The 20,654-nt window shown below is 67.6% G+C and carries 19 protein-coding genes; 11 read left to right on the top strand and 8 right to left on the bottom strand.

Annotated features, from left to right (window positions below; all coding sequences use genetic code 11):
* Positions 1-93: 93 nt before the first annotated feature.
* Entirely contained in the window at positions 94-1,707 is a 1,614-nt protein-coding gene (locus SOM39_RS15045; RefSeq protein ID WP_320458792.1) for an alpha-amylase family glycosyl hydrolase, read from the bottom strand.
* 194 nt (positions 1,708-1,901) lie between these two features.
* Between SOM39_RS15045 and SOM39_RS15040 the strand changes: the two genes are divergently transcribed.
* The gene (locus SOM39_RS15040) at positions 1,902-2,900 is read left to right on the top strand and encodes a polyprenyl synthetase family protein (protein ID WP_320458791.1); all 999 of its coding nucleotides are present in this window, start codon (positions 1,902-1,904) and stop codon (positions 2,898-2,900) included.
* Between the two features lie 83 nt (positions 2,901-2,983).
* On the opposite strand, the gene SOM39_RS15035 is transcribed toward SOM39_RS15040, so the two are convergent.
* The 4 genes from SOM39_RS15035 to SOM39_RS15020 all read right to left on the bottom strand — a co-directional run bounded on the left by SOM39_RS15035 (position 2,984) and on the right by SOM39_RS15020 (position 9,628).
* On the bottom strand, positions 2,984-3,778 hold the full coding sequence (locus tag SOM39_RS15035) for a dienelactone hydrolase family protein (RefSeq protein ID WP_320458790.1): 795 nt from the start codon (positions 3,776-3,778) through the stop codon (positions 2,984-2,986).
* 461 nt (positions 3,779-4,239) lie between these two features.
* Complete coding sequence (murD, locus tag SOM39_RS15030; protein WP_320458789.1) at positions 4,240-5,649, bottom strand: UDP-N-acetylmuramoyl-L-alanine--D-glutamate ligase; 1,410 nt, start codon at positions 5,647-5,649, stop codon at positions 4,240-4,242.
* Complete coding sequence (murL, locus tag SOM39_RS15025) at positions 5,630-6,982, bottom strand: UDP-N-acetyl-alpha-D-muramoyl-L-alanyl-L-glutamate epimerase (RefSeq protein ID WP_320458788.1); 1,353 nt, start codon at positions 6,980-6,982, stop codon at positions 5,630-5,632. Before murL ends, murD begins: the two co-directional genes overlap by 20 nt.
* A 42-nt stretch (positions 6,983-7,024) precedes the next feature.
* Complete coding sequence (locus SOM39_RS15020; protein ID WP_320458787.1) at positions 7,025-9,628, bottom strand: bifunctional aspartate kinase/diaminopimelate decarboxylase; 2,604 nt, start codon at positions 9,626-9,628, stop codon at positions 7,025-7,027.
* 128 nt (positions 9,629-9,756) lie between these two features.
* On the opposite strand from SOM39_RS15020, the gene SOM39_RS15015 reads away from it, so the two are divergent.
* Positions 9,757-10,632 carry a PhzF family phenazine biosynthesis protein gene (locus SOM39_RS15015; RefSeq protein WP_320458786.1) on the top strand — a complete coding sequence of 292 codons (876 nt, stop codon included), beginning with the start codon at positions 9,757-9,759 and terminating at the stop codon, positions 10,630-10,632.
* Between the two features lie 109 nt (positions 10,633-10,741).
* Here the strand turns inward: SOM39_RS15015 and SOM39_RS15010 are convergent, their stop codons facing one another.
* Positions 10,742-11,176 carry an OsmC family protein gene (locus SOM39_RS15010; RefSeq protein ID WP_184125146.1) on the bottom strand — a complete coding sequence of 145 codons (435 nt, stop codon included), beginning with the start codon at positions 11,174-11,176 and terminating at the stop codon, positions 10,742-10,744.
* A 384-nt stretch (positions 11,177-11,560) separates the two neighbouring features.
* On the opposite strand from SOM39_RS15010, the gene SOM39_RS15005 reads away from it, so the two are divergent.
* From SOM39_RS15005 to SOM39_RS14990, 4 genes are all read left to right on the top strand, one after another.
* Complete coding sequence (locus tag SOM39_RS15005; RefSeq protein WP_068854576.1) at positions 11,561-11,959, top strand: HU family DNA-binding protein; 399 nt, start codon at positions 11,561-11,563, stop codon at positions 11,957-11,959.
* 260 nt (positions 11,960-12,219) lie between these two features.
* Positions 12,220-12,528, top strand: coding sequence for a DUF3861 family protein (locus SOM39_RS15000; protein ID WP_320458785.1), 309 nt, complete (start codon positions 12,220-12,222; stop codon positions 12,526-12,528).
* Positions 12,529-12,569: 41 nt separating this feature from the next.
* On the top strand, positions 12,570-13,103 hold the full coding sequence (locus tag SOM39_RS14995) for a hypothetical protein (RefSeq protein WP_320458784.1): 534 nt from the start codon (positions 12,570-12,572) through the stop codon (positions 13,101-13,103).
* Between the two features lie 85 nt (positions 13,104-13,188).
* A complete protein-coding gene (locus tag SOM39_RS14990) occupies positions 13,189-13,785 on the top strand; it encodes a DUF1439 domain-containing protein (RefSeq protein ID WP_320458783.1) in 597 nt (198 codons plus the stop codon).
* A 56-nt stretch (positions 13,786-13,841) separates the two neighbouring features.
* Here SOM39_RS14990 and SOM39_RS14985 read toward each other — a convergent pair whose 3' ends face one another.
* On the bottom strand, positions 13,842-14,384 hold the full coding sequence (locus SOM39_RS14985; protein WP_320458782.1) for a type 1 glutamine amidotransferase domain-containing protein: 543 nt from the start codon (positions 14,382-14,384) through the stop codon (positions 13,842-13,844).
* Between the two features lie 167 nt (positions 14,385-14,551).
* Positions 14,552-15,019 carry an SET domain-containing protein gene (locus tag SOM39_RS14980; protein ID WP_068854575.1) on the bottom strand — a complete coding sequence of 156 codons (468 nt, stop codon included), beginning with the start codon at positions 15,017-15,019 and terminating at the stop codon, positions 14,552-14,554.
* Positions 15,020-15,191: 172 nt separating this feature from the next.
* Between SOM39_RS14980 and SOM39_RS14975 the strand changes: the two genes are divergently transcribed.
* From SOM39_RS14975 to SOM39_RS14955, 5 genes are all read left to right on the top strand, one after another.
* Positions 15,192-15,644, top strand: a complete 453-nt coding sequence (locus SOM39_RS14975) for an SUF system Fe-S cluster assembly regulator (RefSeq protein ID WP_068849911.1) — start codon at positions 15,192-15,194, stop codon at positions 15,642-15,644.
* A 16-nt stretch (positions 15,645-15,660) separates the two neighbouring features.
* Positions 15,661-17,136, top strand: coding sequence for a Fe-S cluster assembly protein SufB (gene sufB, locus SOM39_RS14970; protein WP_320458781.1), 1,476 nt, complete (start codon positions 15,661-15,663; stop codon positions 17,134-17,136).
* Positions 17,137-17,197: 61 nt separating this feature from the next.
* Positions 17,198-17,962: a Fe-S cluster assembly ATPase SufC gene (sufC, locus tag SOM39_RS14965; protein ID WP_068854574.1), complete on the top strand. Its 765-nt coding sequence runs from the start codon at positions 17,198-17,200 to the stop codon at positions 17,960-17,962.
* Positions 17,962-19,224, top strand: a complete 1,263-nt coding sequence (sufD, locus tag SOM39_RS14960) for a Fe-S cluster assembly protein SufD (protein WP_320458780.1) — start codon at positions 17,962-17,964, stop codon at positions 19,222-19,224. The genes sufC and sufD overlap by 1 nt, the downstream gene beginning before the upstream one ends.
* Entirely contained in the window at positions 19,221-20,477 is a 1,257-nt protein-coding gene (locus SOM39_RS14955) for a cysteine desulfurase (RefSeq protein ID WP_093533355.1), read from the top strand. Before sufD ends, SOM39_RS14955 begins: the two co-directional genes overlap by 4 nt.
* The last annotated feature ends 177 nt before the right edge of the window (positions 20,478-20,654 follow it).

Here is a 20,654-nt window from a genome sequence, read left to right as displayed (position 1 = left end):
CGGCGGGGCCCTCAACGCTCGCGATGAACCTGATCGAAGAAAAAAGGGCGGAACCTTGCGGCTCCGCCCATCAATACCCCCGGAAATCGTGTATCAGGCGCGGCGTGCGCAGTACATTGCCTGTGCCGGCAGATGCAGAAGGCCACCGTCGGCCTGTCCCGCATCCGGGCCGGGCACATGCAGCGCGTGCCACTGCCCTTCGGGCAACGTCAAATGGGTCGCCTCGGCCGACAGGTTGAACGCCAGCAGCAGCGTCTCATCGCCGTGCGTGCGTTCGAACATCAGCACCGGCTCGGCCGTCTCCAGGAACCGGATGTCGCCCAGCAGCAGCGTCGGCATCGTCCGCCGCCACGCCAAGAACTGGCGGAACGCGTTCAACACCGAGTGCGGATCGTGCTCCTGCACCGCCACTGCACTGGCCTGGTGCTCCTGCGGGATCGGCAGCCAAGGCGCACCGCTGGTGAACCCGGCCAGCGGCGCATCCAGCCACGGCATCGGCGTGCGGCACCCGTCGCGGCCCTTGAAGTTCGGCCAGAAGGTGATGCCGTACGGATCCTGCAGCGCCTCGAACGGTACGTCCGCTTCGCCCAAGCCCAGTTCCTCGCCCTGGTACAGACAGATCGAACCGCGCAGCGAACACAGCACCGCCACCAGCAGCCGCGCCAGCCGCGGCTGCGCCGGGTGCCCGCCCCAACGGGTCACCGCGCGCTCCACGTCGTGGTTGGAGATCGCCCAGCACGGCCAGCCTTCGGTCATGGTCGCTTCCAGCCGCGACACGGTGTCGCGGATGTAGGCCGCGCTGTAGTCCTTGACCAGCAGTTCGAAGCTGTAGCCCATGTGCAGGCGACCCGGCGCGGTGTACTCGGCCGTGGTTGCCAGCGAATCCTCGGCGGAGATCTCGCCCAGGCTGACCGCGCCCGGGTACTCGTCCAGCAGCCCGCGCAGGCGCTCGATGAACGGCAGGTTCTCCGGCTGGGTGTTGTTGTAATAGTGGTACTGGTACGCGTACGGATTGTCGGTGCTGAAGCCCCGGCCCAGGCGCTTTTCCAGCGGCTTGGCCGGGTTGTCGCGCAGCTGCTTGTCGTGGAAGCAGAAGTTGATCGAATCCAGGCGGAAGCCATCCACGCCGCGGTCCAGCCAGAACCGCACGTAGTCCAGCGTGGCCTGCTGCACGGCCGGATTGTGGAAATCCAGGTCCGGCTGGTCGGCCAGGAAATTGTGCAGGAAGTACTGCTCGCGCCGCGGCTCCCACTGCCATGCCACGCCACCGAAGATGGACATCCAGTTGTTGGGCGGGGTGCCGTCCTCGCGCGGGTCGGCCCACACGTACCAGTCCGCCTTGGGATTGGTGCGGTCCTGGCGGCTCTCGCGGAACCAGGCGTGCTCGATCGAGGTGTGGCTGAACACCTGGTCGATCATCACCTTCAGGCCCAGCGCGTGCGCCTTGGCCAGCAACCGGTCGAAATCGGCCAGGGTGCCGAACAGCGGATCCACATCGCGGTGGTCGGCGATGTCGTAGCCGAAGTCGGCCATGGGCGAGGTAAAGAACGGCGAAATCCAGATCGCGTCCACCCCCAGCGAGGCCACGTAGTCCAGCCGTTCGATGATGCCGGGCAGGTCGCCCACGCCATCACCGTTGGCATCCAGGAAACTGCGCGGATAAATCTGATAGATGACGGCACCGCGCCACCATGGAATCTGCGTCATCAAGGGCCCCCCTCCGGGCTTCCAGGGCGCCCTCCCACGGGCGCCAGAACGTACCCGACAAGCTTAGCGGCGCACCCTCGGCGGTGGCGCCGCTTGCATACGTATTCACGCCCTGCCCGGCCCCCGGACCGCCTTCGCGGGCGGAATACGTCCGCACCGCCTATAATTCCGCCCAAGCCTGAAAGTCAGACCGCATGACCATCACCGAAGACACCCGCCCCGCGCTGGGCCTGCCCCAGATCCAGTCGCTCGCCGCGCCCGACATGGCCGCCGTGGATGCGCTGATTCGCCGCCGACTGTCCTCGGATGTCGTGCTGATCAACCAGATCGCCGACCACATCATCTCTGCCGGCGGCAAGCGCCTGCGGCCGATGCTGGTCATGCTGGCCGGCCACGCGGTCGGCCAGGCTGGTCCGGAGCACCACCAGCTGGCGGCGATCATCGAGTTCATCCACACCTCGACCCTGCTGCACGACGACGTGGTGGACGAATCCAGCCTGCGGCGCGGCCGCAGCACCGCCAATGCGCTGTGGGGCAACGCCCCGAGCGTGCTGGTCGGCGACTTCCTGTACTCGCGCAGCTTCCAGCTGATGGTCGAACTGGACCGCATGCCGGTCATGCAGATCCTGGCCGACACCACCAACCGCATCGCCGAAGGCGAAGTGCTGCAGCTGCTGCACGTGCACAACCCGGATACCGACGAGGCCGCCTACCTGCGGGTGATCGAGCGCAAGACCGCGGTGCTGTTCGCCGCCGGTACCCGCTTGGGGGCACTGGCGAGCGGGGTGGACGAGGCCACCCAGCAGGCGCTGTACGATTACGGCATGGCGCTGGGATACGCCTTCCAGATCGCCGACGACGTGCTCGACTACTCGGCCAACGCCGAGGAACTGGGCAAGAACCTGGGCGACGACCTGGCCGAAGGCAAGGCGACCCTGCCGCTGATCCACGCCATGGCGCATACCGACGCGGCCACCCGCGAGCGCCTTCGCGGGATCGTGCAGAACGGCGATGCGGATGCGATGCCGGAAGTGCTGGCCGCCATCCACGCCACCGGCGGGCTGGAATACAGCCGCCGCCGCGCCGAGGAATACGCCGAGGCCGCCGAGCGCGCGCTCGACGGCCTGGCCGACAACGATGCGGTCGCCGCCCTGCGCGGCCTGGCCCGTTACGCGGTACAGCGTTCGCATTGATCCCCGCGGGTGACGACCAACGGTCGTCGCCTACCGGGGTAGCGCCCGACCGTTGGTCGGGCGGCGCCGCAACGCGGCGTGCGTCAGCGCTTGTCGAACAACCCGTCGAAGAATGTATCCAGGCTCTTCCACGCCCGCTTCGCCGCCCGCTCGTTGTACAGGCAGCCCGGCGGGTTGTTGGCATCGGCTTCGGCGAAGCAGTGCACCGCACCGCTGTAGTTGGTGAACTCCCAATCAACCTTGGCCGCGTTCATCTCCTGCTCGAAGCTGGCGATATCGTCCTTGCTGATGCCCTTGTCGTCGGCACCATTGAGCACCAGCACTGACGGATGGGTGCCACCGGCCTTGGCCGGCAACGGCGAGCCCAGCCCGCCATGCAGGCTGACCACCCCGGCCAGCGGCGCCCCGGCACGGGCCAGCTCCAGCACCGTGGTGCCGCCGAAGCAGAACCCGACCGCGCCGATCTTCGTGGCATCCAGCGGCGCGTTGCCGGCCTGGGCCTTGAGCACTTCCAGCGCCTTCAGCGCGCGGGCGCGCAGCACCGGGCGGTCATTGCGCAGCTTGGTCGCCACCGGGCCGGCTTCCGCGTCGGTCTTCGGGCGCACGCCCTTGCCGTACACGTCGGCCACCAGCACCACGTAGTCATCGCCGGCCAGCTGCTTGGCCTTGGCGATGGCTGAGTCGTTCACGCCCCTCCAGTTCGGCACCATCACCAGGCCGGGGCGCTTGTCGTTGTCTTCGTCGTCGTAGACCAGCACCCCGCTGAAGGTGGTGCCTTCGTGCTTCCACTCCACCGGCTTGGCCTGCATCGCCGCCACCGCCGGCAACGCCGTCATGCCCAGTACCAGTGCCGCACCCCACTGCCATTGCTGCTTCATGCGCCTGCTCCTTCCGGGAAAGAGCCCAGAGTGTATGTCGGGAGATGTGACGGGCCGCAGGTGGCGGGGGGTTGCGCGGCGGGTGGTCGCGTGGCGAGTGGTCAAACGGCGGGCGGTCGCGCCGCGGGCGGTAGAGCCGACTGTTAGTCGGCTGCGCCGTTGGCGCGATGTCAAGGTGGGCCGCGAAGAGCAGCGGACTAACAGTCCGCTCTACCGTCGGCTGCGCCGTTGGCGCTATGCCATGGTGGGCCGCGAAGAGCAGCGGACTAACAGTCCGCTCTACCGTCCGGCTGCGCCGTTGGCGCTATGCCACGGTGGGCCGCGAAGAGCAGCGGACTAACAGTCCGCTCTACCGTACGGCTGCGCCGCTGGCGCTATGCCAGGGTGGGCCGCGAAGAGCAGCGGACTGACAGTCCGCTCTACCGTCCGCTCTACCGTCCGGCTGCGCCGTTGGCGAAATGTCAGGCGATGCCGATGCCCGGGATCGCGGTGATCTGGTCCGGGTCGAACCCTGCAAGCTCGGCGAAATGTCGGCCGCGGGCGACGTAATCGCGGTACACGCCGTAGCTCGGCGCACCCGGGGACATCAACACCACCCCACCCTGTTCGCCGAGCGCCGTGCGGGCCAGTCGCACCGCCTCCTCCAGATCGCCGGCGGCGTGCAGACCGAACCTGCCTGCATCGGCCAGCGGCTGCAGCAGCGCGTGGATGCGCGGGCCGTTGGCGCCCATGGTGACGATCTCCACCGGCGGCACGTCGTGCGCCATGTGGTCCACGAAATCGTGCCAGTCCAGCCCCCGGTCATGCCCGCCCACCAGCAGCGCGATGCGCTGGCCGGCGAAGCATTCCAGCGCCGCCAGGCTGGCGTGCGGGGTGGTGCTGATCGAGTCGTTGACGAAGCGCAGCCCGTCGCGGCGGCCGATGGTCTGCAGGCGGTTGGGCAACGGCCGGAAATCCTGCACGGCAGGCGCCAGCGCCACCGCATCCAGGCCCAGCGCTTCGATGGCCGCGAGCACCGCGCACAGGTTGCCGCGGTTGTGCCGGCCCGGCAGCGGCGTATTCCCGGTATCGAACACCCGCTGCTCGCCGCGATACACCCACTCGCCGCGCATGTGCCAGCCCTGCGGCTGGTTGAACCACACCACCTCGCTGTCCGGCAGCGACAGCGCGGCCAGGTGCGGGTCGGCCGCGTTGAGCACCGCGATACGCGGTGCCGCGCCGGTCACCAGCGCCAGCTTGTCCTGGATGTAGCGCGCTTCGCTGCCATGCCAGTCCAGGTGCTCGGGAAACAGGTTCAGCACCACCGCCACCTGCGGGTGCGCGCCACTGCGCGCCACCTCGCCGGTCTGGTAGCTGGACAGCTCCACCGCCCAGTACTCCGGCGCCGGCTGCGGGTCCAGCACCTCCAGCAGCGGCAGGCCGATGTTGCCCACCAGGCCGGTGCGCGCGCCGGAGGCGCGCAGCAGATGCGCCAGCAACGAGGTGGTGGTGCTCTTGCCCTTGGTGCCGGTCACGCACACGGTGTCGCGCACGGTGTCTTCGGCATCGGCATGCTCGGCAAACCACAGCGAGGTACCGCCGATGAACTGCGTGCCCTGCGTCGCCGCCGACACCGCGGCTTCGCCGTAGGGGCTGATCCCCGGCGACTTGATCACCACCTCGAAGGCGGCCAGGGATTCACCGCTGACATCCGACCGCACCTGCAGCGCATTGCCGGCCTCGGCCCGCGCGGCGGCGGCCTCGGCCTCGGGGCAGAACAGGGTCAGGGCCAGCGCCGGCAGGCGCTGGCGCAGGACGGCGAATGCCGCACGCCCCTCACGCCCCCAGCCCCACAGCGCTACGCGCTTGCCTTCAAGCTGCGAAATTCGCACGCAGGCGCTCCCAGATCGCCGCCGGAATCCGGTGCTCGCCTTCCAGCACCAGCAACGGTTCGATCTGCAGTTCGGCGCCGTCCAGCTGCGGCTGGATCTCCTGGATGAAACGCTTCACCAGCGCATCCTCGTTCCATTCCGGACGTGCCGCCAGGGTGGCCATCGCCGCACGCGATTCGCGGCCTTCGCCCACGCATTCGAACGGCTTGTGGTCCTGGAATTCCAGCAGCGCGTCGAAGCCGCCGGCCTGCTCCATGTCGTCCAGCAGGTTGCGGCCGAAGATGCGCACCAGCCGGGTCTTGGGCATGAACGGGGCCAGCGCCAGGAACACGAAGTGGCACTTCGGGCAGACCCCGCACCAGCGGTTCACCGGGCGCTCGCCCAGGATGTGGAAGTTGCGGTTGCAGCTGGAGAAATGCGCGTCGTAGAAATCGGTCCTGGCGAACTGGCGCGCCACGGCCAGCTCCGACAGCGGGCGCAGCAGCGAGTAGTAGTGCAGGTCCGCCGCCACGTGTTTCTCAAGGTGCTCGCCAAAGGCCTGCTCGAAGGCCCAGCCCTTGGACCACTGGTGGTTCACTTCACCGGTACCCGGAATCTGGCTGCCGTAGCTGGCCGAACGCTCGTTGGAGAACACCACCTGGTCCACGCCCTGCAGCAGCGCGGCCAGCACCATGATCGCCGAGTTCACGGCAGTGACCGGGATATGCCCGTTCCACGCGCCCTGGCGGTTGAGCTCGAACAGCTCGGGGGCCAGCGTGCGGCCGATGTTGAGCATCGGCAGGCCGGTGCGTTCGGCGCAGGCACGGATCAGCTGCGAACCGCCAATCCAGGTCACCGTTTCGGCGATGCCCAGCGTGCGCAGCGCTTCAATGCTGACCAGCGAATCCTTGCCGCCGCCGATGGCCACCAGTGCATGCTCGCGCAGGCCCACCGCCGGCGCGGTGAACGCCTGGCCTTCCACCGGCAGGCGGAACCGCCCACGCAGGTTCAGCCCGTTGCGGTAGGCGAACTCGCCCAGCCCGTTGAGGTACACCGTTTCCACCAGCGCGGCGGTATCGGCATCGATGCTGTAGCTGTCGATCCGCACCTGCTCCGGCACCGCAGCCTTGTAATAGCTGACGCCCGCGAACAGGTGCAGCAGGCGCAGCGCCCGCTGCACGGCCTCGGCGCGGGCAGCGTCCAGCACGAACGGCGCGCCGGGAATGCTGACCGTCTCGACCAGCTCCGGACCATTGTCGAAGGCGTAGACCAGCTGCGCCACGCCGGTATCCGCGGCGAGGTCGCAGCGGACGAAGCGGAAGCAGGCAACCTGGTGTTTATCGAAAGCAGTCATGGCGTATCCGGTGAGGCAATAAGGGAAACCAACGGGAGGCGCTCAGGGCACATCGTCGATGATGTCCTCGCGCGGCAGCTCGCGCTGGTTGTAGGTGTTGGCCATGACGTACCCGTAGGCACCGGCATCGGCGATCAGCATCACATCGTCCGGCGCGGTGGATACCGGCAGCCGGCGGCGCTTGCCAAACACATCGCTGGATTCGCAGATCGGCCCGACCACGTCGAACAGTGCCTCGGCATACCCGCCCAGCCGGCTGAGGTTCTCGATGTCGTGCCAGGCGTCGTACAGCGCCGGGCGCATCAGGGTGTTCATGCCCGCATCCAGGCCCACGCGGCGGATGCCGTCCTTCTCCACCACCTGGGTGGCGGTAGTGAGCAGCACGCCCGATTCGGCCACCAGGTAGCGGCCCGGTTCAATCGCCAGGCGGAACGCCGGGTGCACCGCCTTCACCTCGGCCAGGCCGACGGCCCAGGCGTCCAAGTCGAACGGTTCATCGTCATCGCTGTAGGGAATGGGCAACCCGCCGCCGATATCGATGGTTTCCACGCTGCCGATCCGGCGCGCGAACCCGGCCAGTTCGTCGCACATCAGGCGCCAGTGCTGCGCCGTTTCCACGCCGCTGCCCAGGTGGGCGTGCAGGCCGACCACGCGGGTGCCGAGGTCTTCGGCCAGGCGCACGAACTCGTCCACGCGGGCGATCGGCAGGCCGAACTTGGAGTCCTTGCCGCCGGTACGGACCTTGGCGTGGTGGCCCTCGCCGCGGCCCAGGTCCACCCGCAGCCACAGCTCGCGGTTGCGGAACAGGTCCGGCCAACGCTGCAGCGCTTCCACGTTGTCCACGGTGACGGTCACGCCGAGCGCGAACGCCGCTTCATATTCGGTGCGCGGCGCGAAGCTGGGGGTGAACAGCACCCGGCGCGGCGACAGCGTCGGCAGCACATTGAACACATGCTTCAGTTCACCGTGTGACACGCACTCCAGGCCAAAGCCTTCCTGCTCCAGCAGCTCCAGGATGGCCGGGTGGCTGTTGGCCTTGATCGCGTAATACCGCTGGTCGATCGGCCTGATCGCGGCCAGCGCGCGGGCGCGGGCGCGCACCGTGGCCAGGTTGTACACATAGCGCGGCGTACCGGCCTGGGCCAGGTGCAGCAGGTGCTCGCGCTGGCCCCGCCACCACGCGGTTTCGCGCGGGCGGATGGTGCCGGCGATCTCGCGCCAGCGCGGGCCGAACACCTCGCCCTCTTCCACCGGCATCGCGCCACTGTCGATCAGCTCGGCGTGCAGGATCGGCAGCAGGCCGTCGGCGTCGGCTTCATCGATGACGAAGGTCAGGTTGAGGTCGTTGGACGACTGCGAAATCATGTGCACGCGCTCGCGCCCGAAGGTCGCCCACACGTCCGACAGCTTGTGCAGCAGCGAACGCATGCCGCGGCCGACCAGCGTGATCGCCGCGCACGGCACGATGATCTTGACCTTGCAGATCTGCGACAGGTCGGCCGACAGCGCGGCCAGCACATCGGTATTGACCAGGTTTTCGGACGGGTCCAGCGATACCGTCACGTTGGTTTCGGCCGAACCGATCAGGTCCACCGACAGTCCGTGCTTCTTGAACAGCCCGAACACGTCAGCCAGGAAGCCGACCTGCTGCCACATGCCGATGCCTTCCATCGACACCAGCACGATGCCGTTGCGGCGGCTGATCGCCTTCACCCCCGGCACCGGTGCGGCATTGCCGTCGATGCTGGTGCCCGGCAGTTCCGGGCGTTCGGTGTCCAGGATCGCCATCGGCACGCCGGCATCGCGGCACGGCTTGATCGAACGCGGGTGCAGCACCTTGGCGCCGGTGGTGGCGATTTCCTGCGCTTCGTAATAATCCAGGCGGGTCAGCAGGCGCGCGTCGGGTACGTCCTTCGGGTTGGCGCTGAACATCCCCGGCACGTCGGTCCAGATTTCCACGCGGCTGGCGCCCAGCAGCGCGCCAAAGTAGGCGGCCGAGGTATCCGAGCCGCCGCGGCCGAGGATGGCGGTACCGCCATCGGCGTGGCGCGAGATGAAGCCCTGGGTGATCAGCATGCGGGTCGGCTGGGCGCGGAACGCCACAGCCCACTCGGCATCCGAACGCCACTGGCAGTTCACCGACAGGCGCTGCGACCAGTCGCTCTGGTTGGGCTGCGGCGGCAACGCCTGCAGCCACTCACGGGCGTCCATCCAGCCGAAATCCAGGCCGCTGGCGCGCAGGTAGGCCGCGCCGATGGTGGAGGACAGCAGTTCGCCCTGGCCCAGCACGTCGGCCTGCCATTCCAGCGGCCGCGCGGCGGCGCGCGGCTCGTCCAGCAGGCCCTGCAGCGCGGCCAGGCGCACATCCAGCGCGCTGGCATCGAGCTCGAGCTCGGCCAGGAACTCGCGGTGGCGGGCCACCAGCGCATCCACGCGGGCGCGGCTGTCGGCGGCGCCATCGGCGATCGCGGTCAGTTCATTGGTCACCCCGGACAGGGCCGACACCACCACCAGCACGCGCGCACCGGTTTCTTCCGCACGTTTTTTCGCCAGCTTCCCGATCGTGTCCCAACGGTGACGACGCGACACGGAGGTGCCGCCGAACTTCAGTACGATCCAGCGATCGACAAGGGGGGAAGCTGACATGGAGGTAAGAATGGGTAGGTAGTGGGGGGATCGACCCGGCACGCCGGGCCGAACCTCTGATTCTATGCCAAGCCACGCTCCGGCAGGGCTTGTTAAGCTGCCCGACCGTTCCGCCAGACCGATCCGCCATGACCGCCCGCCGTTTCCTGCAGCTTGACGTGTTTTCCCCTTATCCCGGCGCCGGCAACCCGCTGGCCGTGGTGCTGGACGCGGAGGGCCTGGACGACGCGCGCATGCAGGCCATCGCCCGCTGGACCCGCCTGCCGGAAACCACGTTCGTTTTCGCCCCGCAGGTGCCGGGCGCCAGCTACCGCATCCGCATGTTCAGCCCGCAGAAGGAAGTGCCGTTCGCCGGCCACCCCAGCGTGGGCACCGCGCACGCGGTGCTGGACGCCGGCCTGGCCGCGCCGGTGGACGGCGTCCTGGTCCAGGACGGCATCGCCGGCGCGCTGCCGCTGCGGGTGGTGGGCGAAGGGGCCACGCGCAGCATCGCCATCCGCACCCCGCGCGCGGCGGTCGCCGAGGTGACCACGGCGGCCGATCCGCGCCTGCAGGCGGCGCTGGCCGGCTGGACACTGGGCGAACTGCCGCCGGCACGCATGTCCGGCGGACGCAGCTGGTGGGTGGTGGAACTGGCCGATGAAGCCACGTTGCGCACCCTGTCACCGGACTGGGACGCGGTGGCTGCGCTGGCCGAAATCACCGACAGCATGGGCGTGTTCGCCTATGCGCGGAGCTCGGGAGACGATTACCAGCTGGCGGTGCGCGCGTTCGTGGGCAACGGCCGGCGGTTCGAGGATGCCGCTTCAGGCGCGGCCAATGCGGTGTTGGCCGCCTGGCTGGACAGCCGCAACGCCCTGCCCGGCGTGGACGGCAGTTATGTCGTCAGCCAAGGCCGCGAGGTGGGCCACGACGCGCGGTTGACCCTGCATGTGGATGCCGAGGGCGAAGTCTGGTCCGGCGGCCAGGTGCAGACGGTCATCCAGGGCACGATCATCTGGTAGGGACACGCCACGCGTGTCCTGCGTGGAATCCGGGCCTACGTGGGACACGCATGGCGTGTCTCTACGGGTCACCCCAGGGTGCCGACTTTGCGTCGGCACCCTGAACATTTCAGCCAGCCAGCTCGGCTTCCATGCTGATCGGCACCGCGCTCAGCGCCTTGGATACCGGGCAGTTCTGCTTGGCATCATCGGCAATGGCACGGAACTGGGTGGCGTCGATGCCCGGCACCTTCGCCTTCACTTTCAGCGTGATCTGCGAAAGCTGCGGGCCACCTTCCATCGACAGGTCGACCTTGGCTTCAGTGTCCAGCGAGGTAGGCACGAAACCGGCCTCGGTGAGCTTGGCCGACAGCGCCATGGTGAAGCAGCCGGCGTGCGCGGCGGCGATCAGTTCTTCCGGGTTGGTGCCCTTCTCATCGCCGAAGCGGCTGCTGAAGGCATAGCGGGTCTTGTCCAGCAGGCCGCTCTGCGGCGTGCTCAATTGTCCCTTGCCTGTCTTGAGGTCACCTTCCCAGTGCGCAGTGGCGTGACGCGAAATGCCCATCGTTGGATCCTTAGTGGGTGAATGGCAGCACCAGCGTAGACCGGCAGGCGTTAGCACCGTGTCTGGCCGTGCCGGCCTGCGGCTTCCGGCCGCAGCCGCCCGCCCCCGTGCCAGGCATGCGTGACCCTGGCCTCGTTGCAAAGTGCTGTTTTCAAGGCATTTCCGCACAATCCCTGCCCGCCCGCCTGGCCCGGCAAACCGCTTCCACCCCGCCGAACGGACCGTTTTTTTGGGCATGTCCTGATGCACTGCAGTAACCGCAAACGCAGAAAAGCCGAATATTTATGCGTTAGCCTATTGGCGGCGCCGCATTGTTGCCCTACATTTCGCTTGCCGATGGGTTCGGCGCGACCACACAACCAACCGATCACGGAACAGGAAACCATGGCAAAGACCGCTAAGAAGGCTGCCCCGAAGAAGGCAGTGAAGAAAGTCGCTACGAAGGCCGCCGCAAAGCCGGCAGCTCCGAAGCCGATCAAGGAAGTGCTGACCAAGTCCGGCCTGGTTGCACACATCGTCGAAGCCTCTGGCGTTGTCGCCAAGGACGTCCGCGCTGTGCTGGCCTCGCTGGAAACCGCCGTGGCTTCCTCGGTGCACAAGAAGGGCGCAGGCAGCTTCACCCTGCCGGGCCTGTTGAAGATCACCACCGTCAGCGTCGCGGCCAAGCCGAAGCGCAAGGGCATCAACCCGTTCACCAAGGAAGAGCAGTGGTTCGCCGCCAAGCCGGCCACCACCAAGCTGAAGGTGCGTCCGCTCAAGAAGCTCAAGGACGCCGCGCTGTAATCTGCGCGCTTCCTGCAGCACCCGAACGGGACGGCCTTGGCCGTCCCGTTCTCTTTTGGGGGCTCTCACGCGTAGCGAAACACAGCGTTGCCAAACCCTGCCTGCGCCCGGCAGGATCGCGCAGAGCCAGCCGCCACGGCCCTCGCGGCCACTACGTGCAAGCCCGGAACGCACAAGGTGGAACACTGCGTGCGGCCGCGCCTGTCGTCCGGCCCGCCGGCCACGCCTAAGGTGGACCCACTCCCCCACAGTGCAGCGCCATGGCCAGCCCCTCGCAACGCTATCGCATCACCATCACCCCGATCGAAAAGGACGGGCTGCAGTGCAGCGGACGCTGCACCATCGAACTGGAACATCGCGCGCAGCAGGACTGGATGCGCCTGCTGGAGGTCGCCCGCCGGCAGACCGGGCTGGCCGGTGACGAGCGCGCCGCAGCCATCATCGCCACCCAGCTGCTGCAGGACCTGGCCGCCCGCTACGCCGAACAGCCTGCGCATCCACTCACAACCCTGCAGCCGCAGCTGGGTCAGGTGCTCGACGCCCTGGATGCAATCCAGCGCGCCCCCTGAACCACCGCTACACTCTCCCTTCCACCGGGGAGGGTGTTGCCATGCGTCGAGTCGTGTTCCTGTTGCCGCTGCTGTTTGCCGGGTGTTCGTGCCAGCCAGATCCGGCGCCGACGCAAACGCCCGCGGGCACGGCGGCCACCGACCCTGCCGCCGCATCCGCCGAGACGACTCCCGCCCAGGGCGAAGGCCTGGGCACCATTGCGCCGCCGGTACTGAGCGCGGTAGCCCCGGATGCGCCGAGCGAAACCATCACTGTCCGCAACTACATCTATGCGCTGCTGGGCAGCGATCGCAAAAGCTCCGACGCGTTCTGGAGCGGCGGCCACACCGGCGCACGCCCGGACGACGCCGTGCTGCGCGGCATCCCGCAACTGCGCAACCTGCGCGTGGACACCGACATTCCCATCGCCCGCGATACCGCCCAGCCGTCGCGGCTGCGCGAGGTGCCGGTACGCATCCGGGCGATCACCGCAGAAGGCACCTTCCATTACACCGGCTGGTACCGCCTGCAACCGCGCCCGGATGGCAGCGGGTGGGAGATCCTCGGCGCCTCGCTGCAGCCGGCGCTGGAGTGACCGCGCAGCGACGCAGGAGCCCATGAAGCGCTGATTCAGGCCGACGCGCTATGGTGTCACCACCTCCCTGCCGCGCCTGCCGATCATGACGCTACGCCCCCTGTTGACCCGCTTCGCCGCCTGCACCGTCCTCATTGCTGCCGCCGTCGGCGCGCAGGCGGCGCCGAGCATTTCCGGCCGCGAACTATCGGTCGGTGCCACGGACGTCCAGCAGTATCTGGACGGCAGCTTCCCGCGCACCCAGGACGCCCTCGGTGGCCTGATCGCGATGACCATGAGCCACCCCAAGCTGACCCTGCCGCAGGGCAACCGCCTCGACCTGGGCTTTGACGTGGCGCTGGCGACTGCCGGCAGCGCGCCCGCGCCACTGGGCAAGGTCAAGCTGAGCAGCGGCCTGCGCTACGACGCGCAGACCCAGGGTTTCCACCTGGACCAGCCGACCGTGGACGACTTCACCCCCGCCAACAACGGCGGCAGGCTGGACTCACGCACCCGCGAGCTGCTCAACGCGTTCCTGGTCGACTACGCCCGCCGTGAGCCGATCTACAAGATCGACCCGACCGTCGGCGCGATGCTTGGCGCGCTGCAGGTGCAGTCCGCCCAGGTGAAGAACGGCAAGCTGGTGGTCACCTTCAACCAGGACCTCGGCACGCTGGTCCCCGCTGGCGTCCTCGGCCGGTAAACCGGACCCTGCCCGGCTGGCGTGGAACCGGGCACGGCCCGGCTCCACCCCTTCGTTCATCCAACCAGCGCCTTCGCCACGGCCTCGGAAAACGCCGGAATATCATCCGGCTTCCGGCTGGTGATCACCCCGTTGTCCACCACCACTTCCTCATCGGTCCACTGCGCGCCCGCATTGCCAAGATCGCTTTTCAGCGACGGCCACGAGGTCACCTTGCGACCCTTGGCCAGGCCGGATTCCACCAGCAGCCAGGGACCGTGGCAGATCGCCGCGACCGGCTTGCCGGCCGCCGCAAACGCCTTGATGAACGCCACTGCCGGCGCCTGGGTGCGCAGCTTGTCGGGGTTGATCACCCCGCCCGGCAGCACCAGCGCGTCGTAGCTGGCGGCGTCGGCGCCTTCCAGCGGCTGGTCCACCGGTACGCTGTCGCCCCAGTCCTTGTCCTTCCAACCCCGAATCTGGCTGGCGTCACCCGGTGCGATGACCGACACCTTGGCGCCCCAGGATTCCAGCAGGCGCTTGGGTTCCTGCAGCTCGGACTGCTCAAATCCATCGGTGGCGAGCAGGGCGACGCGCTTGCCGTTGAGGTCATGTGCCATGTGGGGGCTCCTTGAAAAAGTGAGCCCCTACCATGCAGATCCGCGCATTGGCGGAGAGTGACTGGCATGTGGACGTCGCGTGGCCGGTAGGTACCGACCGTGGGTCGGTACGCAATGTCACCCGACCAACGGTCGGGTGCTACCGCGGTAAAGCGCCTGCGGGCGCTTTACCGCTTGGGCTGCAGCATCGTCCCGGTGCACTTCTTCGACCCGCAGCGGCATTCCCAGATCTTCTTCAGGCGTGCCGTGTGACGCTCGGCCAGGGTGATGCCGTAGTTGTAGGTCAGCTCGTCGCCCGGCTTGATGTCCTTGATCGCCTCGATGAACACCTTGTCCTCGCGGCGGTTGTCGCCCTCCGCTTCCTCGATCACGGCCTCGCAGTTGGGGTCGCAGCTGTGATTCAGCCAGCGCGCATCGTTACCCTTGTAGTTGGCATCGATGACGTAATCGTCGTTCAGGGTGAACAGGAAGGTGTGACCGCTTTCCACATCCCCGGTATCATCGGCATCCACGTCGGCGTGGCTGCGCAGCAGCCCCTTGTACTGGATCACCCGCTCGCCCTTCTTGAGCGGCGCCAGCGCGAACACGCCATTGCCGTGAATGGTCGACTTGCGGGCTTGGATCTTCTTGGGCATGTGGCTGGCCATTACGTTGGGATGGTCGATTCTCGCTTAATCTTTGTGATTGCCCAACCACGTCCGCACCGCGCCCCTGCTGGCGCCCCGCTTCGAGCACCTGAACAGGACGGGTTGGATGCCCGGGCATAAAAGCGTACAATTTCAGTCCGCTTTATGGCTCTGCCCTCCCATGCTCCGCGTCACCAAGCTCACCGATTACGCCACCGTCGTCCTGACCGTCCTTGCCGCTCGCCCGGGCGAGGTTCTCAGTGCGACCGAACTGGCCGAATTCGCCAGCCTCGAGCCGCCCACCGTCAGCAAGCTGCTCAAGCCCCTGGCCCAGGCCGGGCTGGTGGAAGGCCTGCGCGGCGTGCGCGGCGGCTACCGGCTGACCCGCCGTCCCGACCAGATCAGCCTGTTCGAGGTCGTCGAAGCCATGGAAGGCCCGCTGGGCCTGACCGAGTGCGCGCACGACCACAGCCAGTGCGGACGCGAGCTGCAATGCGGCGCGCGCAGCAGCTGGCGGATGATCAACGACGTGGTGTCCGACGCACTTCGCAAGGTCACCCTGGCGCAGATCCTGCCCCCTCTTCCCCTTGTTGACGCCCCCCGCCGCGTGATCGCGGCGGATGTCGTCTCCTGATCCACAGGCAGCCCCCATGGCCACCGATATCCTCGACACCGTCGCCCCCGGCGACACCCCCAACCGCGAGATCCACGAGCAGCTCGGCCGCAAGTATTCGGCCGGCTTCATCACGGACATCGAATCGGATTCGCTGCCGCCCGGCCTGGACGAGGACACCATCCGTGCCCTGTCGGCCAAGAAGGAAGAGCCGGAATGGATGACGCAGTGGCGCCTGGATGCCTACCGCCACTTCCTGACCATGCCGATGCCGAACTGGGCCAAGCTTCAGATCGCCGCGATCGACCTGCAGGCGCTCAGCTACTACTCCGCGCCCAAGGGCCCGAAGTACGCCTCGCTGGATGAGGTGCCCAAGGAACTGCTGGACACCTACGACAAGCTGGGCGTGCCGCTGCATGAGCGCGCCAAGCTGGCGGGCGTGGCCGTGGACGCAGTGTTCGACTCGGTCTCGGTCGGCACCACCTTCCGCAAGGAACTGGCCGAAAAGGGCGTGATCTTCTGTTCCATGTCCGAGGCCATCAAGGAACACCCGGAACTGGTCAAGCAGTACCTGGGCAGCGTCGTGCCGGTGGGCGACAACTACTTCGCCGCGCTGAACTCGGCCGTGTTCTCCGATGGCAGCTTCGTGTTCATTCCCAAGGGCGTGCGCTGCCCGATGGAACTGAGCACCTACTTCCGCATCAACGCCGGCCACACCGGCCAGTTCGAGCGCACCCTGATCATCTGCGAGGACAAGGCGTACGTGTCCTACCTGGAAGGCTGCACCGCGCCGATGCGCGATGAGAACCAGCTGCACGCCGCGGTGGTCGAGCTGGTGGCGCTGGAAGACGCCGAGATCAAGTATTCGACCGTGCAGAACTGGTACCCGGGCGACGAGAATGGCGTGGGCGGCATCTACAACTTCGTCACCAAGCGTGCCGAATGCCGTGGCGCGCGCAGCAAGGTCACCTGGACCCAGGTCGAAACCGGTTCGGCGATCACCTGGAAGTACCCGTCGTGCGTGCTGCTGGGCGATGACTCGGTGGGCGAGTTCCACTCCGTGGCGCTGACCCACCACCGCCAGCAGGCCGACACCGGCACCAAGATGATCCACATCGGCAAGCGCACCAAGAGCAAGATCGTCAGCAAGGGCATCAGCGCCGGCCGTGGCCAGAACACCTACCGTGGCCTGGTCAAGGTGGACCGCAATGCCGATGGCGCGCGCAACTACACCCAGTGCGATTCGCTGCTGATCGGCAAGACCTCCGGCGCGCACACCTTCCCGTACATCGAGGTGAAGAACCCGAGCGCTACGGTGGAGCACGAAGCCACCACGTCGAAGATTTCCGATGACCAGATGTTCTATTGCCGCGCGCGTGGCATTGACCAGGAAAACGCGGTCTCGATGATCGTGGATGGCTTCTGCAAGCAGGTGTTCCGCGAGCTGCCGATGGAGTTCGCGGTGGAAGCCAAGAAGCTGTTGGAAGTCTCCCTTGAAGGTTCCGTGGGCTGACCGGTCGCGCCTTCGTTTGATTTTTTTGCCACGCATGGCGTGGCACTACTGGATTCGTATCATGCTGAAGATTGACAACCTCCACGCCCGCATCGGCGACAAGGAAATCCTCAAGGGCCTGTCGCTGGACGTGAAGCCGGGCCAGGTGCACGCCATCATGGGCCCCAACGGCGCGGGCAAGTCCACGCTGGGCAACGTGCTGGCCGGCCGCGAAGGCTATGACGTCAGCGAAGGCGGCGTGCAGTTCGAAGGCCGCGACCTGCTGGAGCTGGCGCCGGAAGAACGCGCCGCCGCCGGCCTGTTCCTGGCCTTCCAGTACCCGGTGGAAATCCCCGGCGTGAACAACACCTACTTCCTGCGCGCCGCGCTCAACGCCCAGCGCAAGGCGCGCGGCGAGGAAGAACTCGATTCCATGCAGTTCCTCAAGCTGGTGCGCCAGAAGCTGGCCGTGCTGCACCTGAAGGATGAGCTGCTGCACCGTGGGGTCAACGAAGGCTTCTCCGGTGGCGAGAAGAAGCGCAACGAGATCTTCCAGCTGGCCGTGCTCGAGCCGAAGCTGGCGATCCTGGACGAGACCGACAGCGGCCTGGACATCGACGCGCTCAAGAGCGTGGCCGACGGCGTCAATGCGCTGCGCTCGCCGGACCGTTCGTTCCTGGTCATCACCCACTACCAGCGCCTGCTCGATTACATCAAGCCGGACGTGGTGCACGTGCTGGCTGACGGCAAGATCGTGCAGAGCGGCGGCCCCGAACTGGCCCTGGAACTGGAAGCCCATGGCTACCACTTCCTGAAGGACCGCGTGGTGCCGGAGGCAGCGGTCTGATGAGCGCCCTGCTCGATTCCCTCGCCGCCGGCTTCTGCGGCAGCGACGCCCGCCGCGCCGAGCTCGATGCCGCCCTGCAGGCCGGCCTGCCGGGCCCGCGCAGCGAAGCCTGGAAATACACCTCGCTGCGCCAGCTCGAACGCCGTACGTTCCAGCCCGCGCCGCTGGCCGCGCCCGAGATCGACCCTGCCCTGCTGGCCGACATTCCGTCGCCGCGGCTGGTGTTCGTCAACGGCCGCCCGTCCGCCGCGCACAGCGACGTGTCGGCGCTGCCGGCCGGCGTGCAGGTGCAGACCCTGTCCTCAGCGCTGGCCGCCGGCGAGGAAGCCCTGCGCTTCCTGGGCCGCCGCTTCGAGCGCAGCGAAGAAGTCTTTGCCCGTCTCAACGCCGCCCTCGCCGATGAAGGCGTGCTGGTGCGCGTGGACGACGGCGTGCAGGTCGAAACCCCGCTGCAGCTGGTCTTCATCAGCGCCGCCGGTGGCAGCGACCTGGCCTGGCATCACCGCCACCTGATCGAACTGCGTGCCGGTGCCGCGCTCGGCGTGGTCGAGCACCACCTGGATGCCGGCGATGCCGCGCACCTGGGCAACACCCTGGTGCACGTCCATCTGGCCCAGGACGCGGTGCTCTCGCACGCCCGCGTGCAGGCCGATGGCAGCCGCGCCACCGCCCTGCTGCGCACCGATGCCGTGCTGGCCCGCAACGCGCAGTACCGCCGCGTAGACCTGGAGCTGGGTGCCGCGCTCAGCCGCCACGAACTCAACGTGCGCCTGGAAGGCGACAACGCGCAGCTGACCGCCAACGGCGTGCTGCTCGGCAACGGCCGCCGCCATGTCGATACCCGCCTCGGCATCGAACACATCGCGCGCGATACCGCCTCGGAAATGGTGTGGCGTGGCGTGGCCGCCAACCGCAGCCGCGTGGTCTTCCACGGCGGCATCCACATCCGTGCCGGCGCCGATGGCACCGACGCCAACCTGTCCAACAAGAACCTGCTGCTCTCGGCCGACGCCGAAATCGATACCCAGCCCACGCTGGTGATCGACGCCGATGAGGTGAAGGCCGCACACGGCGCCACCGTCGGCCAGCTCGATGCCAACGCCCTGTTCTACCTGCGCTCGCGCGGCCTGCCGGCCCAGCAGGCCCAGCAGCTGCTCAGCGCCGCGTTCTGCCACGAGCCGCTGAACGTGCTCGACGCGCGCCTGACCGAACAGCTGCGCCGCCAGCTGGACCTCGCGCTGGCCAAGGCAGGCGTGGCATGAACCTCTCCACCCCGCGCCCGGTGGCCGACACGGCCGCCGCTCCCGACTGGGACCGCGTGCGCCTGGACTTCCCGCTGCTGATGCGGGAAGTGCACGGCAAGCCGCTGGTGTACTTCGACAACGCCAACACCGGCCAGAAGCCGGTGCAGGTGATCGGCGCGGTGGATGAGTTCTACCGCCGCTACAACGCCAACGTCAGCCGCGCCGTGCATGCGCTGGGCACCGAGGCTACCGACGCCTACGAAGGCGCACGCAGCAAGCTGGCGCGCTTCCTCAACGTGCGCGCCAGCGAACTCATCCTGTGCAGCGGCACCACGTTCGCCATCAACCTGGTGGCCTATTCGTGGGCCCTGCCGCGGCTGAAGGCCGGCGATGTCATCCTCGTCTCGCGCATGGAGCACCACGCCAACATCGTGCCGTGGCAGCTGGTGGCCCAGCGCACGGGCGCCACGATCCGCGTGGCCGAGATCACCCCCGAAGGTGCGCTCGATCTGGACGCCCTGCGCAAAGCCATGACCCCCGAGGTCAAGCTGCTGGCCGTCGCCCACGTCTCCAACGTCCTGGGCACGGTCAACCCGGTGCGCGAGATCTGCCGGGAAGCGCGCAAGCGCGGCATCATCACCGTGGTGGACGGCTCGCAGGCCGTGCCGCACCGCAAGGTCGACATCGCCAACATCGGCTGCGACTTCTACGCCATCACCGGCCACAAGATGTGCGGCCCTACCGGCACGGGCGCACTGTGGGCGAAGCGCGAGCATCTCGATGCCATGCCGCCGTTCCTCGGTGGCGGCGAGATGATCAAGGAAGTGAGCTTCGAAGGCACCGTCTTCAACGACGCTCCGCACAAGTTCGAAGCTGGCACCCCGAACATCGCCGGCTTCATCGGCTTGGGTGTGGCGGTTGATTACCTGGAATCGCTGGGCCTGGAGCACGTGGAAGCGCGCGAAAGCGAGCTGCTTGCGCACTTCACCGAAGAACTGAACAAGATCGACGGCCTGCGCATCTTCGGCACCACGCCGGACAAAGCAGCCGTGGTCTCGTTCCTGATCGAAGGGGCGCACGCGCACGACCTGGCCACCCTGCTGGACCTGGAAGGCGTGGCCATCCGCTCCGGCCAGCACTGCGCCCACCCGCTGCTGCAGTACTACGGCGTAGCGGCCACCTGCCGCGCGTCTCTCGCGTTCTACAACACGCATGCGGAGATCGAGCGATTCATTGCGGCGTTGAACAAGGTGCGCAAGCTGCTGGGCTGACGCCAGCCGCGTACGCTGACAAGAAGACGCCGCGGACAACCGCGGCGTTTTGCATGGCGTGGACCCTTTACATCGAGCCGGTAGCGCACGACCGTTGGTCGTGCGCCACATGCGTAAACCTTCGGAGCTCCATGCCCTCCAAGCCGCGCGCATTCACCTTCATGATTGGCTGAGCGC

The sequence above is a fragment of the Stenotrophomonas sp. CFBP8994 genome, assembly GCF_034044835.1.
Classification (GTDB): Bacteria; Pseudomonadota; Gammaproteobacteria; order Xanthomonadales; family Xanthomonadaceae; genus Stenotrophomonas; species Stenotrophomonas rhizophila_A.
Note: the sequence above shows the minus strand (reverse complement) of the source record. Positions and strands in the feature narration are given on the sequence as shown.

Coding starts and splice junctions, on each gene's coding strand:
- SOM39_RS15045 (WP_320458792.1), bottom strand. CDS start 1,707: ATGACGCAGATTCCATGGTGGCGCGGTGCCGTCATCTATCAGATTTAT.
- SOM39_RS15040 (WP_320458791.1), top strand. CDS start 1,902: ATGACCATCACCGAAGACACCCGCCCCGCGCTGGGCCTGCCCCAGATC.
- SOM39_RS15035 (WP_320458790.1), bottom strand. CDS start 3,778: ATGAAGCAGCAATGGCAGTGGGGTGCGGCACTGGTACTGGGCATGACG.
- murL (WP_320458788.1), bottom strand. CDS start 6,982: ATGACTGCTTTCGATAAACACCAGGTTGCCTGCTTCCGCTTCGTCCGC.
- SOM39_RS15020 (WP_320458787.1), bottom strand. CDS start 9,628: ATGTCAGCTTCCCCCCTTGTCGATCGCTGGATCGTACTGAAGTTCGGC.
- SOM39_RS15015 (WP_320458786.1), top strand. CDS start 9,757: ATGACCGCCCGCCGTTTCCTGCAGCTTGACGTGTTTTCCCCTTATCCC.
- SOM39_RS15010 (WP_184125146.1), bottom strand. CDS start 11,176: ATGGGCATTTCGCGTCACGCCACTGCGCACTGGGAAGGTGACCTCAAG.
- SOM39_RS15005 (WP_068854576.1), top strand. CDS start 11,561: ATGGCAAAGACCGCTAAGAAGGCTGCCCCGAAGAAGGCAGTGAAGAAA.
- SOM39_RS15000 (WP_320458785.1), top strand. CDS start 12,220: ATGGCCAGCCCCTCGCAACGCTATCGCATCACCATCACCCCGATCGAA.
- SOM39_RS14995 (WP_320458784.1), top strand. CDS start 12,570: ATGCGTCGAGTCGTGTTCCTGTTGCCGCTGCTGTTTGCCGGGTGTTCG.
- SOM39_RS14990 (WP_320458783.1), top strand. CDS start 13,189: ATGACGCTACGCCCCCTGTTGACCCGCTTCGCCGCCTGCACCGTCCTC.
- SOM39_RS14985 (WP_320458782.1), bottom strand. CDS start 14,384: ATGGCACATGACCTCAACGGCAAGCGCGTCGCCCTGCTCGCCACCGAT.
- SOM39_RS14980 (WP_068854575.1), bottom strand. CDS start 15,019: ATGCCCAAGAAGATCCAAGCCCGCAAGTCGACCATTCACGGCAATGGC.
- SOM39_RS14975 (WP_068849911.1), top strand. CDS start 15,192: ATGCTCCGCGTCACCAAGCTCACCGATTACGCCACCGTCGTCCTGACC.
- sufB (WP_320458781.1), top strand. CDS start 15,661: ATGGCCACCGATATCCTCGACACCGTCGCCCCCGGCGACACCCCCAAC.
- sufC (WP_068854574.1), top strand. CDS start 17,198: ATGCTGAAGATTGACAACCTCCACGCCCGCATCGGCGACAAGGAAATC.
- sufD (WP_320458780.1), top strand. CDS start 17,962: ATGAGCGCCCTGCTCGATTCCCTCGCCGCCGGCTTCTGCGGCAGCGAC.
- SOM39_RS14955 (WP_093533355.1), top strand. CDS start 19,221: ATGAACCTCTCCACCCCGCGCCCGGTGGCCGACACGGCCGCCGCTCCC.